Source organism: Pseudomonas sp. PF05, from assembly GCF_056521845.1.
Genome location: NZ_JBWLPW010000008.1, coordinates 160349 through 176210, shown reverse-complemented (window position 1 = coordinate 176210; position 15862 = coordinate 160349). Strand labels below are relative to the sequence as shown.

The 15862-nt window shown below is 60.8% G+C and carries 14 protein-coding genes, 4 tRNA genes and 1 pseudogene; 13 read left to right on the top strand and 6 right to left on the bottom strand.

What is annotated here, in order from left to right; genetic code table 11:
• Positions 1-47: 47 nt before the first annotated feature.
• Together AC09SL_RS15505 and AC09SL_RS15500 are read left to right on the top strand one after the other, a co-directional pair.
• On the top strand, positions 48-866 hold the full coding sequence (locus AC09SL_RS15505; RefSeq protein ID WP_058543164.1) for a DUF4892 domain-containing protein: 819 nt from the start codon (positions 48-50) through the stop codon (positions 864-866).
• A 64-nt stretch (positions 867-930) separates the two neighbouring features.
• Positions 931-1968 carry an AI-2E family transporter gene (locus AC09SL_RS15500; protein WP_058543163.1) on the top strand — a complete coding sequence of 346 codons (1038 nt, stop codon included), beginning with the start codon at positions 931-933 and terminating at the stop codon, positions 1966-1968.
• Between the two features lie 191 nt (positions 1969-2159).
• Here the strand turns inward: AC09SL_RS15500 and xopAW are convergent, their stop codons facing one another.
• From xopAW to AC09SL_RS15485, 3 genes are all read right to left on the bottom strand, one after another.
• Positions 2160-2999: an EF-hand domain-containing protein gene (xopAW, locus tag AC09SL_RS15495; protein WP_058543162.1), complete on the bottom strand. Its 840-nt coding sequence runs from the start codon at positions 2997-2999 to the stop codon at positions 2160-2162.
• Positions 3000-3144: 145 nt separating this feature from the next.
• The gene (locus AC09SL_RS15490) at positions 3145-4188 is read right to left on the bottom strand and encodes a sensor histidine kinase (RefSeq protein WP_058543161.1); all 1044 of its coding nucleotides are present in this window, start codon (positions 4186-4188) and stop codon (positions 3145-3147) included.
• Positions 4188-4946, bottom strand: coding sequence for a response regulator (locus AC09SL_RS15485; protein WP_058543160.1), 759 nt, complete (start codon positions 4944-4946; stop codon positions 4188-4190). The genes AC09SL_RS15490 and AC09SL_RS15485 overlap by 1 nt, the downstream gene beginning before the upstream one ends.
• Positions 4947-5235: 289 nt before the next feature.
• Here AC09SL_RS15485 and pyrF point away from each other — a divergent pair, with 289 nt between their 5' ends.
• Complete coding sequence (gene pyrF / locus AC09SL_RS15480; RefSeq protein ID WP_160893102.1) at positions 5236-5934, top strand: orotidine-5'-phosphate decarboxylase; 699 nt, start codon at positions 5236-5238, stop codon at positions 5932-5934.
• Positions 5935-6051: 117 nt separating this feature from the next.
• Here the strand turns inward: pyrF and AC09SL_RS15475 are convergent, their stop codons facing one another.
• Positions 6052-7056: an NADP-dependent oxidoreductase gene (locus AC09SL_RS15475; protein ID WP_064106982.1), complete on the bottom strand. Its 1005-nt coding sequence runs from the start codon at positions 7054-7056 to the stop codon at positions 6052-6054.
• A 226-nt stretch (positions 7057-7282) separates the two neighbouring features.
• On the opposite strand from AC09SL_RS15475, the gene AC09SL_RS15470 reads away from it, so the two are divergent.
• The 4 genes and pseudogenes from AC09SL_RS15470 (at position 7283) to AC09SL_RS15455 (ending at position 11716) form a co-directional block, all read left to right on the top strand.
• Positions 7283-8044, top strand: a complete 762-nt coding sequence (locus tag AC09SL_RS15470; RefSeq protein ID WP_058543159.1) for an SDR family oxidoreductase — start codon at positions 7283-7285, stop codon at positions 8042-8044.
• 205 nt (positions 8045-8249) lie between these two features.
• Positions 8250-9638 carry an aminotransferase-like domain-containing protein gene (locus tag AC09SL_RS15465; RefSeq protein ID WP_058543158.1) on the top strand — a complete coding sequence of 463 codons (1389 nt, stop codon included), beginning with the start codon at positions 8250-8252 and terminating at the stop codon, positions 9636-9638.
• 110 nt (positions 9639-9748) lie between these two features.
• Positions 9749-10855: pseudogene (locus AC09SL_RS15460) on the top strand (HAMP domain-containing protein); the annotation flags it as partial.
• On the top strand, positions 10835-11716 hold the full coding sequence (locus AC09SL_RS15455; RefSeq protein WP_413468871.1) for a methyl-accepting chemotaxis protein: 882 nt from the start codon (positions 10835-10837) through the stop codon (positions 11714-11716). The pseudogene AC09SL_RS15460 and the gene AC09SL_RS15455, both read left to right, overlap by 21 nt.
• Positions 11717-11908: 192 nt before the next feature.
• Here AC09SL_RS15455 and AC09SL_RS15450 read toward each other — a convergent pair whose 3' ends face one another.
• Positions 11909-12667 carry a hypothetical protein gene (locus tag AC09SL_RS15450; protein WP_058543156.1) on the bottom strand — a complete coding sequence of 253 codons (759 nt, stop codon included), beginning with the start codon at positions 12665-12667 and terminating at the stop codon, positions 11909-11911.
• A gap of 368 nt (positions 12668-13035) precedes the next feature.
• Between AC09SL_RS15450 and AC09SL_RS15445 the strand changes: the two genes are divergently transcribed.
• The 6 genes from AC09SL_RS15445 (at position 13036) to AC09SL_RS15420 (ending at position 14812) form a co-directional block, all read left to right on the top strand.
• Positions 13036-13111: transfer RNA gene (locus AC09SL_RS15445), tRNA-Glu, on the top strand.
• 2 nt (positions 13112-13113) lie between these two features.
• Positions 13114-13189 (top strand) — tRNA-Gly (locus tag AC09SL_RS15440).
• A gap of 104 nt (positions 13190-13293) precedes the next feature.
• Positions 13294-13369 (top strand) — tRNA-Glu (locus AC09SL_RS15435).
• 3 nt (positions 13370-13372) lie between these two features.
• A tRNA-Gly gene (locus AC09SL_RS15430) sits at positions 13373-13448 on the top strand.
• Between the two features lie 270 nt (positions 13449-13718).
• A complete protein-coding gene (locus tag AC09SL_RS15425; protein WP_058542489.1) occupies positions 13719-14351 on the top strand; it encodes a LysE family translocator in 633 nt (210 codons plus the stop codon).
• A gap of 29 nt (positions 14352-14380) precedes the next feature.
• Positions 14381-14812 (top strand): Lrp/AsnC family transcriptional regulator, encoded by a 432-nt coding sequence (locus AC09SL_RS15420; RefSeq protein ID WP_058542490.1) that lies wholly within the window; start codon positions 14381-14383, stop codon positions 14810-14812.
• Between the two features lie 47 nt (positions 14813-14859).
• On the opposite strand, the gene AC09SL_RS15415 is transcribed toward AC09SL_RS15420, so the two are convergent.
• Entirely contained in the window at positions 14860-15729 is an 870-nt protein-coding gene (locus tag AC09SL_RS15415) for a response regulator transcription factor (RefSeq protein WP_058542491.1), read from the bottom strand.
• Positions 15730-15862 lie beyond the last annotated feature (133 nt).

Sequence of the window (15862 nt, the reverse complement as noted above, 5' to 3'; positions counted from 1 at the left end):
ATCGACAATGCCCGTTGCATCCAAGCGTCCCAGGCCAAGCCGATCCGATGAAATTATCCGTTTGCTCACTCGTCCTGCTGGTGCTGGCCTGCTTCAGCCCGGCGTCGTTCGCCGCCGATGTGCCGGGCAGTCGCGACCTGGAGCGTGTGCCGCGCATGCCCGACGCGCAAATTGTCGATTACCGGCAAACCAGCGACCTGGAACGCGTCTACCCCATGGGCTCGATCCGCAAGATCAGCGGCCAGCTGCGTTTCGACGGCCAAATCGATGCCCGTGGCAACGTCACGTCGGTCACCTACGAACTGCCGCCGGAACATTCCGCCACCCAGGCTTTTACCGCGGCTCGCGAAGCGCTGCAGAAGCAGGGCGCCGAGCTGTTGTTCTGGTGCCAGGCCCGCGATTGCGGCGAAAGCAGCCTGTGGGCCAACGAAGTCTTCGGCAATGCCAAGCTCTACGGCGCCGACAAGGGCCAGGCCTTCTTGTTGCTGCGCCTGGCACCACCGGCGGACAACACAGTGATTGCGCTGTATGCCATCACCCGTGGCAATCGCAAGGCCTACCTGCATGTCGAGCAGTTCGAGGCGAACGCACCGCTGGGGGACTTGCTGCCGACATCGGCCACGCTGTTGCGCCAGCTCAAGGACACTGGAGTCCTGGATTTGCCGCGTCTTGCCGGTGAGCCAGACGACACCTGGTTGCATCTATTGTCCCGGGCGTTGAACCTGGACACGAGCTTGCGGGTCAGTATCGCCGGTCCCCGGGCCGAGGACTGGCTTGAGGCTCTGGCGGGCCAGGGCGTCCGGGCGGCACGCATGGAAGCCGCCAGCGGCGAGGCAGAGGGGCTGCACCTGGAGTTGCTGCGCTAAGCTGTCTCGGGGCAGCGGGTTTCATGCCGTTGCCTCGCTCCTGTTCATTTTTTCGAGACCCTACATGCTCAATAACGATCGGCTGTTGGTGCAGATCCTGCTCCTGGTGTTGTTCGGCGCAAGCCTTTGGGTCATGGCGCCGTTCTGGTCGGCGCTGTTCTGGGGTGCGGTGCTCGCTTTCGCCAGTTGGCCGCTGATGCGCCTGCTGACCCGCTGGGTCAATGGCCGTGAATCCCTGGCGGCGGCGTTGCTGACAGTGGGCTGGATGCTGTTGGTAGCGGTGCCGCTGGTGTGGCTGGGTTTCAACCTGGCCGACCATGTGCGCGACGCCACGGCGTTCATCAAGGACGTGCAGGTCGACGGCTTGCCCGAAGCGCCCGACTGGCTGGCCGGCGTGCCGCTGGTGGGCGGGCGACTGGTCGGGATTTGGAACAGCATCGACCAGCAAGGTGCGGCAATGATGGTGTCGATCAAGCCGTACCTGGGGCAAGTGGGCAACTGGCTGTTGGCGCGCAGTGCGCAGATTGGCGGTGGCATACTCGAACTGACCCTGAGCATCGTGTTCGTGTTCTTTTTCTATCGCGACGGCCCGCGCCTGGCGGTATTCGTCCACGGGTTGCTGGAGCGTCTGATCGGCGACCGTGCCGGTTACTACATCGAGCTGGTGGCCGGTACCGTACAACGAGTGGTCAACGGCGTAATTGGCACCGCGGCGGCCCAGGCCGTGCTGGCGCTGATCGGCTTCCTGATCGCCGGGGTGCCGGGGGCGCTGGTACTGGGTATCGTCACGTTCCTGCTGAGCCTGATCCCCATGGGGCCACCCCTGGTGTGGATCCCTGCCACCGCATGGCTGGTGTGGAAGGGTGAGTACGGGATGGCGGTGTTCCTCGGCATCTGGGGCACGTTCATCATCAGTGGCGTGGACAACGTGCTCAAGCCCTACTTGATCAGCCGCGGCGGAAACCTGCCCTTGGTCATCGTGCTGCTGGGGGTGTTCGGCGGGTTGATCGCCTTCGGTTTCATCGGCCTGTTCATCGGCCCGACCCTGCTGGCGGTGGCGTATAGCCTGTTGACGGACTGGAGCAAAAGCCAGGCGCGATAGCTTGAATGCGTCGCACCCGTGGCGACGCAGCTTGCTCCCGCTGGCACGCAGAAGCTGCGCAGGAGCTGTGTAGGAACTGTGTAGGAGCTGTCGAGTGCAACGAGGCTGCGATCTTTCCCCTAACACTTGAATCTCAAGCGAAAGATCAAAAGATCAAAAGATCGCAGCCTTCGGCAGCTCCTACAGGTGAATCAGGTCGCCACGTTCAGGTGTTTCCCCACAGTGGCGACGTTATCCAGCGAGTATTGCCGGCTGAGGTTGGCGATCATTCGGTTCAACGCTTCGCTGACATTGGCCTGTTCGGTGGAGCTGTCGCTGCTGCGTCCGGCCTGCAAGGCACTGTTGAATTCGTCGCTGCTGACGCCACCGCTGCTGTCGCTGTCGAGTACTTGCATCAGCATCGCGCTGGTGTCGGTGCTAGTGGACGTACCGTTGCTGGCCTGCAAGGCGCTGCTCAGTTCGCTGGCAGTGATGGTGGCGTCGCCATCGGCGTCGAGCTGACTGAACAGCTCTTCACTGGAGGCCTGTTGCGGTGGTGGCGGTGGCGCGAGGCTGGCGGCGAGTTCGTCAAGGCTGACGGTGCCGTCTTCATTCTCGTCCAGCGCCGAGAACACTTGCTGGCTGTCGGCATCGCTGCCCGTGCTGGCCAGGCCGTTGCTCAACTCATCGCTGCTGACCACGCCATCACCGTCGGTATCCAGGACGCTGAGCAGCGCATCGGCCAGTTCGGTAGTTGGCGCCTGGTCCCGTGGCGGCGGAGGTGGCGGCGCCATTGCGGCCATTTCCTCGCTGCTCAGGTCACCACTGCCGTCACTGTCCAGGTCGCCAAAGTTGTCACTCAGGCTGACCAGGATGCCATCATCGCTTTTTTGCGACAGGGCGCTGCTCAACTCTTGCTGATTGACCGAACCGTCGCCGTCACTGTCGAGCTTGTCCAGCAGTTCCTTTTGGAACTGCTGGCTGCGGGCACTGCTGGTGGCGGTACTGCTGGTGCTGGTATAGGTCGAGTAACTGCTGACGCTACCAATCATGGGCGCTCTCCTTGGGCTGGGGTAGCCGGTGGGTGCACCGGCTTATGCAGCGTCGGCGGGACAGTTGTCGTGGGTGTGTGAAGTTTGTACCGGCGGGTGTACAAACTCAGTCCCGGCGCAGTGTCGAGTGTGGGAACGGTGGGATTCAGGTGCGAGGCAGGCTGATCACCGCCGTCAAGCCACCTCCTGGCGTCTCTTCCAGGGTCAATTGCCCGCCCAGGCGTTCGGTGGCCTCCCGGGCGATGGTCATGCCCAGGCCGACGCCGCCGGAGTTGCGGTTGCGCGAGCCTTCCAGGCGAAAGAACGGCTCGAACACCGCCTCGCGTTTGTCCGCCGCAATACCGGGACCGTGGTCGATGACTCGAATCAGCACCTGGTTGTTTTGGTCTTCCAGGTTAATCAAGGCATGGCCGGCGTAGCGCAGGGCATTGTCGATGAGGTTGTTGAGGCACGAACGCAGCGCCATCGGTCGCACCTGCAGCGGGGCGCAGGTACCGCTGACTTGTACGTCGGCGCCCTGGTCCTGGGCATTTTCGCTCAATGATTCCACCAAGGCCTGCACGTCCATCCACTGCAGCGCTTCACTGGTGCGCTGTTCGTGCAAGTAGGTGAGGGTGGCATCGAGCATGCCGATCATGTCGTCCAGGTCCTGGCGCATCTGGCCTTGCAGCTTGATGTCATCGATCTGTTCCAGGCGCAGCTTGAGCCGCGAAAGCGGCGTGCGCAGGTCATGGGACACCGCGCCGAGCATGCGCGAACGCTGCTGCACCTGCTCGCGAATCCGTTGCTGCATCAGGTTGAACGTATGGGCCGCCTGTCGCGCCTCGCGGGGGCCATTTTCATCCAGCGGCGGGCTGTCGAGGTTTTCGCTCAGGCGCTCGGCCGCTTCGCTCAGGCGCTGGATGGGTCGGGTCAGGAGCTTGGCGCCATACCAGGCCGCGACGATCAGGAACACGAATTGAAAGGTCAGCGGCACCACCGGACCGCCGAACCAGGGGCGTGGAGGGCGGTTAGGGGGCGGGCCGAAGCGCGGCGGGGCTTCGGTTTGTCGGGAAAATTGCGGCGGTGGCCCGGCAGGCGGCCTGTCGTATAAAGAAAACCAGGCAAACGCCAGCAGATGCGCCAGGACAATCGCCAGCAACAGCACGCCAAACAGGCGGCCGAACAGGGAGTCGAGGCGCAGTTGCATCAGCCGATGTCCCGCGCGTCGAACAAGTAGCCCTCACCGCGCACGGTCTTGATCAGTTGCGGGGCCTTGGGGTCGTCGCCCAGCTTCTGGCGCAGGCGTGATACAAGCAAGTCGATGCTGCGGTCGAACGCCTCGATGGAGCGCCCGCGAGCCGCGTCCAGCAGTTGTTCGCGGCTGAGTACCCGGCGCGGTCGTTCGATGAAGACCCACAACAGGCGGAACTCGGCATTGGACAACGGCACCACCAGCCCGTCGACCGAGATCAGTTGGCGCAGCACACTGTTGAGCCGCCAGTTGTCGAAACGGATATTGGCCCGATGCTCGGTGCGGTCGTCGCGCACCCGACGCAGGATGGTCTGGATACGCGCCACCAGTTCCCTGGGTTCGAACGGCTTGGCCATGTAGTCATCGGCGCCCAGCTCCAGGCCGATGATGCGGTCGGTGGGCTCGCAGCGGGCGGTGAGCATCAGGATCGGGATGTCCGATTCGGCGCGCAGCCAGCGGCACAACTGCAAGCCATCTTCACCCGGCAGCATCAGGTCGAGCACGACCACGTCGAAGTGCTCGGCCTGCATCGCCTGGCGCATGGCCGTGCCATCGGTCACGCCGCTGGCCCGTATGCTGAAGCGGGCCAGGTAATCGATCAGCAGCTCGCGGATCGGCACGTCGTCATCGACGATCAGCGCGCGGGTGCTCCAGCGCTTGTCATCGTCGGGCACTTTTTGATCGTCAGAATTTGCAACAGGGGTGTTCTGCATGGATGCATCATCTGCCAGGTAGGCTGCCAACCGCAAAGAAGGCGGCGAGGTTGAGCCTTCAGCATAAGCTTCGTGCCGCGAGGCGTGAAGCGCTGAAAGGATGGGTTGCGGCGGCGGACGGTAGCGTGTCGACGTGTTGTACGCATGTCATGAATGTATCGGCTTCGACACAAGGGCCGGTATCGTCCATGCTGCTGGGGGGCGATGAGATTTACCGATCATCGGGTCCCGCACGAGCGCTCGTTCCGCTACAATGCGCGCCGATTTCGACTTGCCTGAGAGCCCGCTCATGTCCGCCTGCCAGACGCCCATTATCGTCGCCCTGGATTTTCCCACCCGTGACGCCGCCCTGAAGCTGGCCGACCAGTTGGACCCCAAGCTTTGCCGGGTCAAAGTCGGCAAGGAACTGTTCACCAGTTGCGCTTCGGAAATTGTCGGGACCCTGCGCGACAAGGGGTTCGAAGTGTTCCTGGACCTGAAGTTCCACGACATTCCCAACACCACCGCCATGGCCGTCAAGGCGGCTGCAGAGATGGGCGTGTGGATGGTCAACGTGCATTGCTCCGGTGGCCTGCGCATGATGGCGGCTTGCCGTGAAGTGCTGGATCAGCGCAGCGGCCCGAAACCGTTGCTGATCGGCGTGACCGTGCTGACCAGCATGGAGCGCGAGGACCTGGCCGGGATAGGCCTGGACATCGAGCCCCAGGAGCAGGTGCTGCGGTTGGCGGCGCTGGCGCAGAAGGCCGGCCTGGACGGCCTGGTCTGTTCGGCCCTGGAGGCCAGCGCCCTGAAAGCGGCTCACCCGTCGCTGCAACTGGTGACCCCGGGGATTCGTCCAGCGGGCAGTGCCCAGGACGACCAGCGTCGCATCCTGACCCCGCGCCAGGCGCTGGACGCCGGTTCCGATTACCTGGTGATCGGTCGCCCGATCAGCCAGGCCGCCGATCCGGCCAAGGCACTGGCGGCGGTTGTGGCCGAGCTGGCCTGACCTGACAGATCCTTAATGTGAGAGCGAGCTTGCTCGCGATAGCGGTATGTCAGTCAATATCAATGTTGACTGACAGGGCCCCATCGCGAGCAAGCTCGCTCCCACAGTTGTTGCGTGTCAGACCTTCAATACCAACTTCCCGAAGTTCTCCCCACTGAACAATTTGGTCAGCGTCTCGGGGAATGTTTCCAGACCTTCGACAATGTCTTCCTTGCTCTTGAGCTGCCCCTTGGCCATCCAGCCGGCCATTTCCTGTCCGGCGGCGGCGAACTGCGCGGCGTAGTCCATGACCACGAAGCCTTCCATGCGCGCCCGGTTGACCAGCAGCGACAGGTAGTTGGCAGGGCCCTTCACCGCTTCCTTGTTGTTGTACTGGCTGATGGCGCCACAAATCACCACGCGGGCCTTGAGGTTCAAGCGGCTGAGCACGGCATCCAGGATGTCGCCCCCGACGTTATCGAAATACACATCCACGCCCTTGGGGCATTCGCGCTTGAGGCCGGCATGGACGTCTTCGTTCTTGTAGTCGATGGCGCCGTCGAAACCCAGCTCATCGATCAGAAACTTGCATTTGTCGGCCCCGCCGGCGATGCCCACCACGCGACAGCCTTTGATCTTGGCGATCTGCCCGGCAATGCTGCCCACCGCGCCGGCGGCACCTGAGAGCACCACGGTCTCGCCAGCCTTGGGCGCGCCGACGTCCAGCAAGGCGAAGTAGGCAGTCATGCCCGTCATGCCCAGGGCGGACAAATAACGTGGCAGCGGTGCCAGTTTCGGATCGACCTTGTAGAAACCTCTTGGCTCGCCGAGGAAATAATCCTGCACCCCCAACGCACCGTTGACGTAGTCCCCGACCGCAAACCCCGGGTTGTTCGAGGCAATCACCTGGCCGACACCCAATGCCCGCATCACTTCGCCGATGCCAACTGGTGGGATATAGGACTTGCCCTCGTTCATCCAGCCGCGCATGGCCGGGTCCAGGGACAGGTATTGGTTTTTCACCAGGATCTGGCCGGCTGCCGGTTCGCCGACCGGTACTTGCTGATAGGTGAAGGTCTCGCGGGTCGCCGCGCCCACCGGGCGTTTGGCGAGCAGGAACTGGCGATTGGTCTGGGCAGTCATGGTTGGCACTCAAGATGAATGAAGCTTTGTTGATAGACCTTCGAAGCATTTGCCGCAAGGTTGGCTGATACAGCGAATGCAGTTCGATCCAACACAGTGATAGTCCTCCCAGGCGCCTTATCACTGGCGCCCATGAATGCTCAAACGGCAGTTGGATAGTGCTGACGCGTCCTCGGGACCTGTGGCTAGACTGGCGGCATCTCCCGCATTCTTCGAGGAACAGACAATGAGCATGACGTTTTCCGGACAGGTAGCCGTAGTCACCGGCGCCGCTGCTGGCATCGGCCGGGCCACTGCCCAGGCGTTCGCGGCAGAAGGCCTGAAAGTGGTGGTGGCCGACTTGGACGTGGCGGGTGGCGAAGGCACGGTGCAGTCGATTCGTGCTTCGGGCGGCGAAGCGGTGTTCGTGCGCTGCAACGTGACGCTGGAAAACGATGTGCAGCATCTGATGGACGAGGTAATCAAGACCTACGGTCGTCTTGACTACGCCTTCAACAACGCGGGGATCGAGATCGAGAAAGGCAAGCTAGCCGACGGTACTCTCGATGAGTTCGACGCGATCATGGGGGTCAATGTGAAGGGCGTCTGGCTGTGCATGAAGTACCAGTTGCCATTACTGCTGGCCCAGGGCGGCGGCGCGATCGTCAACACGGCCTCGGTGGCAGGCCTGGGCGCCGCGCCGAAGATGAGTATTTATGCGGCTTCCAAGCATGCCGTGATCGGCCTGACCAAATCGGCCGCCATCGAATACGCCAAGAAAAAAATCCGCGTGAATGCAGTCTGCCCGGCGGTGATCGACACCGACATGTTCCGTCGTGCCTATGAAGCGGACCCGAAAAAAGGCGAGTTCGCCAATGCCATGCACCCGGTGGGGCGTATCGGCAAAGTCGAGGAAATCGCCAGCGCAGTGCTGTATTTGTGCAGCGACGGGGCGGCTTTCACCACGGGCCATTCCTTGGCGGTGGACGGCGGCGTCACGGCGTTCTGAGGACCTGCCCCCTCAGTTTGTAGGACAAAGCCCGCACTGGTTGCGGGCTTTTTCGTGTGGGGCCGAAAACACTTCGGAACGGCCCTCAATGTGTTTCAAAGAGTGAGAAATGGCGGTTTTTGCGACATTGTCGTACATCGTCCCGTAGCGGCCTGTGCTTAACTGTTTCCGGAGATAAAACAAACGCTTAGGAGCTTGGTTACTCATGGAGTTGAGAATCGACCGACAGGCCCTGGTGCCTGTCGTGCAGCAAATCGTCGACGCGCTGACCGGTTGGATCCGACAGGATGCGGTGCAGCCGGGGACTCGGCTGCCATCCGTGCGCCAATTGGCTCGGGAGAACCTGCTCAGCCAGTCCAGCGTCAATGAGGCGTGTGAACGCCTGGTCGCCCAAGGCCTGTTGGCATCCCGCCACGGTTCCAGTTTTTTTGTCGCACCGCCCCCTTCGCCCGTACCCGAGCCCACCGATCAGAGTCGACAGCAGGACATGCTCGTCGATGGGGGCGACAGCTCGCAATGGGAATTGAAGCTGGGGTGTGGCGGGTTGCCCGAGAGCTGGCGTGAAAGTGATGACCTGGGCTATGCGATCCGTCAGGTCACTCGCACTGACATGGCGGGATTGTTCAACTACAGCACCCCGTTGGGGCTGCCCGCCCTGCGCGAGCAACTGTCCAGGCGCCTGAAAAAACTCAATATCGAGGCCGATAAGAACCTGATCCTGACCACCACCGGGGCGACCCATGGGCTGGATCTGATCGTACGCACGCTGTTGTCGCCGGGTTCCTGCGTGGTCGTGGAGAGCCCCGGTTATTCAAGCCTGTTCGACCTGCTCAGGTTGCACGACATCGACATGATCGAACTGCCCAGGACCCCCCGCGGCCCGGACGTCGATGCGCTGCAAGACCTGCTGACGATGCACAGGCCCACTGCGTTGTTCATCAACAGTGCCTGCCATAACCCGACCGGCAGCAGCCTGGCTCCGGCCATCGCTCAACGGCTGCTGCAATTGACGAAGGAACATGCCGTGCTGGTGATCGAAGACGATGCCTATGGCGATTTCCAGAGTTCGGCACGGACCCGGCTGGCGGCGCTGGATCCCGACGTGGTCTACGTGGGCAGTTTCTCGAAAACCCTGAGCAGTTCGTTGCGCGTCGGTTTCGTGGTGGCCGGTCCGTCCATCATCACGCGCCTGAGCGAGGTCAAGGGCATTACCAGCATGGGTGGATCTCGGTTCAGTGAGTCGGTCCTTGCCTGCCTCCTGGCCAATGGCGCCTATCGCAAGCTGGTCCAGCGCCAGCGGCAGCGTCTGGGGGCCGATATGGCGGCGTTGTTGCAGATAATGGAGGACGCCGACTGGGAGGTTTTTGGCAAACCGGCCGGCGGGCTTTTCATCTGGGCAAGGCCGCCGATCAGTGACTATGCTGGAGTACGACGTCTGGCCAGGCGTTTCGGCGTGCTGCTGTCTTCGCGTACCGCGTTCAGCCCTTCGGGCGCCGACAGTGACTGGCTGCGGATCAACGTGGCGTATGCCCGTGACCCCAGGGCACTGGCGTTCTTCCGGGCCACGGCTCTGGATCGACCTCTAGTGTCCTGAAAACGACGCGGCTGTAGCTTTTTGCCATTATTCCGACGCCAGCATCTTGTGTTGCAGGGCGTCTCGTTGCGAATCTGCAATCAACACACACTGGCAGAGGACTGGGCGCAATGATTTCGGCCGTGCAAGGACGTTTTGCCAACCTGGGTATGGCAAAGAAACTGGGTATCGGATTTGTCCTGGTGCTGCTGCTGACCGCTGTGGTCGCAGCCATCGGCGTCTGGTCCCTGCAGACCATCAGCCATCGCTTCGATGGCTTGAAACAGATGTCGTCCCTCAACAGCGGGTTGCTCAAGGTCCGGCTGCTGGAGCAGGAGTACGCCTCGCGCTCCGACCCCAAGACAGCCGATGCCCTGCGCCAGGGCGTCGATGGGCTGGTGGCCCAGGCGAACGAACTCAAGGTGCAGTCGGCTGCCAACGTGCCGGTGATGGACGACGTGGAGCAGGCGCTGGCCGCGTATCGCAAGGCGTTCGACGAATTTGTCGGGCTGAGCCAGAGCAAGGACCTGGCGCTGGAGATGGCCAGTTGGTCGGTGTCCAGCGTCGCCAATAACCTGGATGTGTTGCAGGCCGGGCTGGCGGATGACGGCGCCTACACCCTGAAAGACACCGAAGGCAAGGAGGGGGCCGAGTTCATCGAGCAGGCCAACCAGGTCAGCGAAGTATCGCGGTTGATGTTGCAGGCCATGAACGAAGCGCGGGTCCGCCTGGACCAGAGCCGCAAAGGCAATGTTGAAGGCGCCGGAGAAGGCAGCATCGAACAGGCTGAGCAGGCGATGAAACAGGCCGAGGTGCTCAAGACCACCGTCAAGGACCCGGGTTACCAGACCGTGCTGAATGAAGTGGCCGGGCATATCGCCGGGTTCAATGAACAATTGGCCGAATACACCGGCCTGTTGGCGAAGGAAAAAGTCGTCTACCAGCAACTGCACGAGCGGGCCGACCAGGTGGTGGCGCGGGTTGATCAGGCCTTCAGTGCCGAAGACCATGCCATGCAGACCGAACTGAAGAAAAACTCGCTGCTGATCATCGGCTCGTCGGCGTTGGCGTTGCTGGTGGGATTGATCGCGGCATGGGTCATAACCCGGCTGATCGTGACACCGCTGCGCAGTGTCATTCGCGTGGCCCAGCAGATTGCGGCGGGTGACTTGAGTGCCACGGTCGAAGTGACGCGCCGGGACGAAATTGGTCAGTTGATGCTGGCGATGCAGCAGATGGGCGCGGGGCTGAGCAGTATCGTCAGCGGCTTGCAGGCCGGTATCGAGCAATTGGCCAATTCGGCTCAATCGCTGTCGGCCGTGACTGAACAGACCAACCTTGAAGTCAGCAGCCAGAAAGAGGAAACCGAGCAGGTCGCCACGGCGATGAACCAGATGACGGCGACTGTGCATGATGTGGCACGCAATGCCGAAGAAGCCGCACAAGCGGCCCAGACTGCCGACGACAAAGTCGAGAGCGGTCAACAGGTGGTGCGTCAGAGCATGGTGCGCATCGAGCAGTTGGCCGATTCGGCCACGTCGGCCAGTTCCAGCATCGAAAGCCTCAGCGCCGAGATCCAGAACATCGGCACGGTGCTGAGTGTGATCAAGAGTGTGGCCGAGCAAACCAACCTGTTGGCACTCAATGCGGCTATCGAGGCCGCCCGGGCCGGGGAGCAGGGCAGGGGCTTTGCGGTCGTGGCCGATGAGGTGCGGGCGTTGGCCAGGCGCACGCAACAGTCCACCGAGGAGATCGAGCGACTGGTGAGCGCCTTGCGTTCAGCGGCCCAGGCTTCCGTGCAGCAGATCCAGAGCAGCGGCGAGTTGGTGAAGATGGCGGTCAGCGATGCGCTGCAGACCGAAAGCGCTTTGGGCAGTATTGCGGCGGCGGTATCACTGATCCAACAGATGAACCAACAGATCGCGGCGGCGGCCGAGCAGCAGAGTTCGGTGGCCGAGGAGATCAATCGCAGTGTCACCAGTATTCGTGCCAGCGCTGATCAATCCTCCATGGCGATGCGCGGCAATGCCGCTTCCAGCATCGAGCTGGCGCAATTGGGGGTTGAGCTGAAAGGGATGGTGGGGCATTTCAGGTTGTGACAAAGGCGATGCAGCCCTGTGGCGAGGGGATTTAGCGAGACGTCGCACCGCCCCGCTGGGCTGTAGGAGCTGACGAGTGCAACGAGGCTGCGATCTTTGCGCTGGCGCTTGAGTTGAAAATCAAAAGATCGCAGCCTTCGGCAGCTCCTACAGGGCACAGCCCAGCGGGGCGGTGTATCCGACTATGAATTCTCAGTCGTAAACCTTCTTCTTCTTCCACTCGTCGTTTATTTCGTCGTCCTTCAAGCCTTCGGTCAATTGATTGACCTCGCCTTCGACCGGCTGGGTGCTCGCCAGCACCTGGGCGTTGGCGCGAGCCAGGAGTTTCTCCAGGTAGGCCAGTTGTTCGGCGTAGACCTGGGGTTCCTGTTGCTTGCGCAGGTACTGCACGCCGCGCTCGAAGGCCAGGCGGGCCTGCCCGGGCTGTTCTTGCTGCAGGGCTTGCTGGCCGAGGTTGTTGAAGAACTCGATGTGCAGCAGCACCAGGATATGTCGCACCTCGCGAATCCAGCGCTTGGCTTCGTTAGGCGGCAGGAAACCGTCCTGGGCGGCGCGGGTGATCTGGCCGTGCAAGGCCTCGAGCAGAAAGCGTACGTCCTTGGCCTTGGCTTCGGTCTGGATCGGCGCCGGTGGGTTGTTCACCGGGATCGACTCACCCTGGGCGGCCAGTGCGCTCAATTCGTCCAGGCGTGCCTTGACCGTGGAATTGGTTTTATCCAGGTTCAGCAAGCGCTGGCAGACGTTCATCTCAAGGCGCGTCATCAACAACTTCAGGGCAGGGTTCATCAACTGCCCGGGGAAGGTTTCGGTGAGCTCGCCACAGCGACGCATACGGTCGTTGAGTTCTACCTTGGTGCGGGCCTTTTCCAGCTTGTTGTTTTCCACCACGTGGTTCATGTAGCCAATGGCGATCAACAGGGCGATCCCGGCTACGACGAGCAGGGTGATCATGAGTGGTGTCACCGGTAAGACCTCTTTATTGTGGTACGCATGTCATGAGTGTAGTGGCTTGGCTTTTAAGCGCATAGGCCCGAGCGACGCGATTAGACGGGCGTCGTGCTGTTTATAGGCATAACCGGGTGAGTGCACATTGCCATCATTTGCCGGGCGCGACTATAGCGTCTCGGCGGGTGACAGAATATAGGCGTCAGAGACCGGGCGGGCAAAATGTCCGGATCGCCCCAAAACCGGGCGAAGTCATTGATTTAAATAAATTTATATCTGGGGGTTGACGACCCTTCAATCCATCCATAGAATGCGCGCCACTTACAGCGTAAAGCACTCAGCCAAACGCTGTAGGCAGTGAATGTTGTACGTGTGTCCCCTTCGTCTAGTGGCCTAGGACACCGCCCTTTCACGGCGGTAACAGGGGTTCGAGTCCCCTAGGGGACGCCAATGCGGGAATAGCTCAGTTGGTAGAGCACGACCTTGCCAAGGTCGGGGTCGCGAGTTCGAGTCTCGTTTCCCGCTCCAATTTTAAACAGCGTTGCTTTCGGGCAGGGCTGAGTGAAACCAGAACCAAGTCTTCGGAGGCGGATCTGGGCACTGGAACACACACCATGTGTTCCGGGCAGCGTGTCCCCTTCGTCTAGTGGCCTAGGACACCGCCCTTTCACGGCGGTAACAGGGGTTCGAGTCCCCTAGGGGACGCCATTTGCGGGAATAGCTCAGTTGGTAGAGCACGACCTTGCCAAGGTCGGGGTCGCGAGTTCGAGTCTCGTTTCCCGCTCCAAATTCAAAAAAACGCCGCTCATATGAGCGGCGTTTTTTTATGCGCGTAAAAAAGCCAGTTCAATGCCCAAGGTTATGTTTCGGCGCTCACGGTCCTTTAACCGGGGACTTGCGCTGTTTGAGGGAGGTGATGACGATTTTCCTTAATATTGAAGGGGGAGTGAGAGTATTTCCTGCAAAAATTAAGGGAAAGCCGCTAAGAAAATTAATAGTTCATTCCTAAAAAAATGCACTTCTCCTAACCTTCCAGGAACCTTCTGGAGATGCATTTATGCTGATTTTCGTTAAATCGCTGGTCATCGGGCTGTGCATTGCAGCCCCTGTAGGACCCATTGGGCTGCTGTGCATACAGCGAAGTCTGATGCTTGGGTGGAAGGCCGGTTTCGCCACGGGATTGGGTGCGGCCACAGCCGATTCGATCTATGGATTCATCGGTGCCCTGGGTATCACAGCCATCATTGCGACGCTGATCAGCTTTAAACCTTGGTTGTGTATCTTTGGCGGGTTGTTCCTCGCCTACATTGGCTATCAAACAATACGATCGAAGGCTGGCACGACCGCCATGGCGGGCGAGCGGGCCAATATGTTCAAAGCCTACTCGACCACGCTGTTCTTGACGCTATCGAACCCCATGACCATCTTGTCGTTTATCGCGATATTTGCCGCGTTGAGTGATGGCTTGGCCGGTGATCAGGGCAGCCAATACACGGTGCTGCCGATGGTGACAGGTATATTCCTGGGCTCGGCGGCCTGGTGGCTGGGGTTGAGCGGGTTCTCCGCCGTTTTCAAGGCGCGGATTGCCGAATCGAAGCTAAGGCTGATCAACTACTTTTCAGGGGCGACCATCACCATCCTGGGGGTCTACCAGGTAGTCACTGGCGTCATGTTGGCCACGGAAACCTGATCGAAAGAGTCACACAAGGGGAAACGCACATGGATCGTATAGACGTCAAAATCCTGGGCAAGGTACAGGACTGTGGACGCATTTCCATCACAGAGCTTTCCAAGCACGCCGGTCTTTCCATTCCTGCCACCCATGACAGGTTGCGCAAACTTGAAGACTCAGGGGTCATCAAGGGCTATTGCGCTCAGTTAGATCCAACCAAGCTGGGGTACGGCATATCCGCTGTCGTCGGCATCACCACCCTCAAGCCGGCGAAATCCAAATTAATAGCGACGCTCACCGACATACCCGAAGTCGTTGAGTGCCTGCACATCACGGGGAACGACTCCTATCTGATCCGGATCTACGCCAGGTCCATGGCTGAGATCGAGGACATTATTGCGAAAATCAATGCGTATGGTGAGACGCGTACCAGCATTGTCCTGTCCACACCTATCGAGAGAAGAAAGCTCGCCCCGTGAGTCTGGGCGCCGCGCACTGACTACCGGCTTTGCTGAACGAACCCGGCTCAGCTCTCAAGGCTGTGTACCAGGTTTTCAATCGCTTCCAGAGCCGCTTCGTCCGCAGGTGCCGGTGCGGGGTTCGAGTTGCGCATCTGGTACGCAAGGCGGTATTCACTGGGGGTGCAACTGGCGTATTGCTTGAAGGCGCGGGCGAAGTAGGACGGGTCCTTGAAGCCTGCCTCGTAGCCGATGCTGGTGATGGGCATCTGGCTGTTGTCGAGCAGTTCCTTGGCAAAGCTCATGCGTTTGTTCAGCACGTAGTCGGTGAAGCCGAGCCCGTTGGCTTCCTTGAACACCCGGCTGAAGCGAAATGTGGTCATGCCGCAGCGCTTGGCCAGGTCGCGCTGATCGATGCTGTCGCGAAAATGCTGGTCGATGTACAGCATGATGTGGCTCAGAGCCTGGTGCTTCTGGTGCCCGGAGGTCAGGCGGATGCTGTCCGGCAGGGTTGGGGAGTGGTCGATCTGCGAGGCCTTTGCCCGGCCATTGCTCGTGCGGCGCAACTCGCACAGTTGCACCACGGCTGTCAGGTAGCGCTTTCGCTCGGCGGCAGTCAGGGGGACTACCATGTATTCCCAGACGCTGGAGCGCATGGCCCACACCGCCAGCTCTTCGGAGTGCTGCACGGTGAACATGGTGATAGGGGTAGCAGGAACGGTCCGCTTGATCTCCAACAGGCGCCGCAGGCCCGGGGTGTCCGGGCGATCGAAGTGAATGCAGATCATGTCGACCTGTTCCCCGCTGGGCAGCATGGCGTTCTTTGCCAGCGTGCAGTCGCACGTGTCCTGGAACTGGGAGAGCAGTTCTTTGGTGGACCGATCGTGAGTCAGATCGAACCATAACAGCTTTGGTTTTTCGGTCAGATTTGGCGCCATAGGACGACTACCCAGAGGTTCTTCCTGCCCTTTAGCTAGCAGTATTGTCACTGTGCCATCACTTCGCCGAATAATTTTTTATAAAAATGCGATTTTTTAGCGCCGGCCCCGCCATAGGACGCTCGCGAGCGCC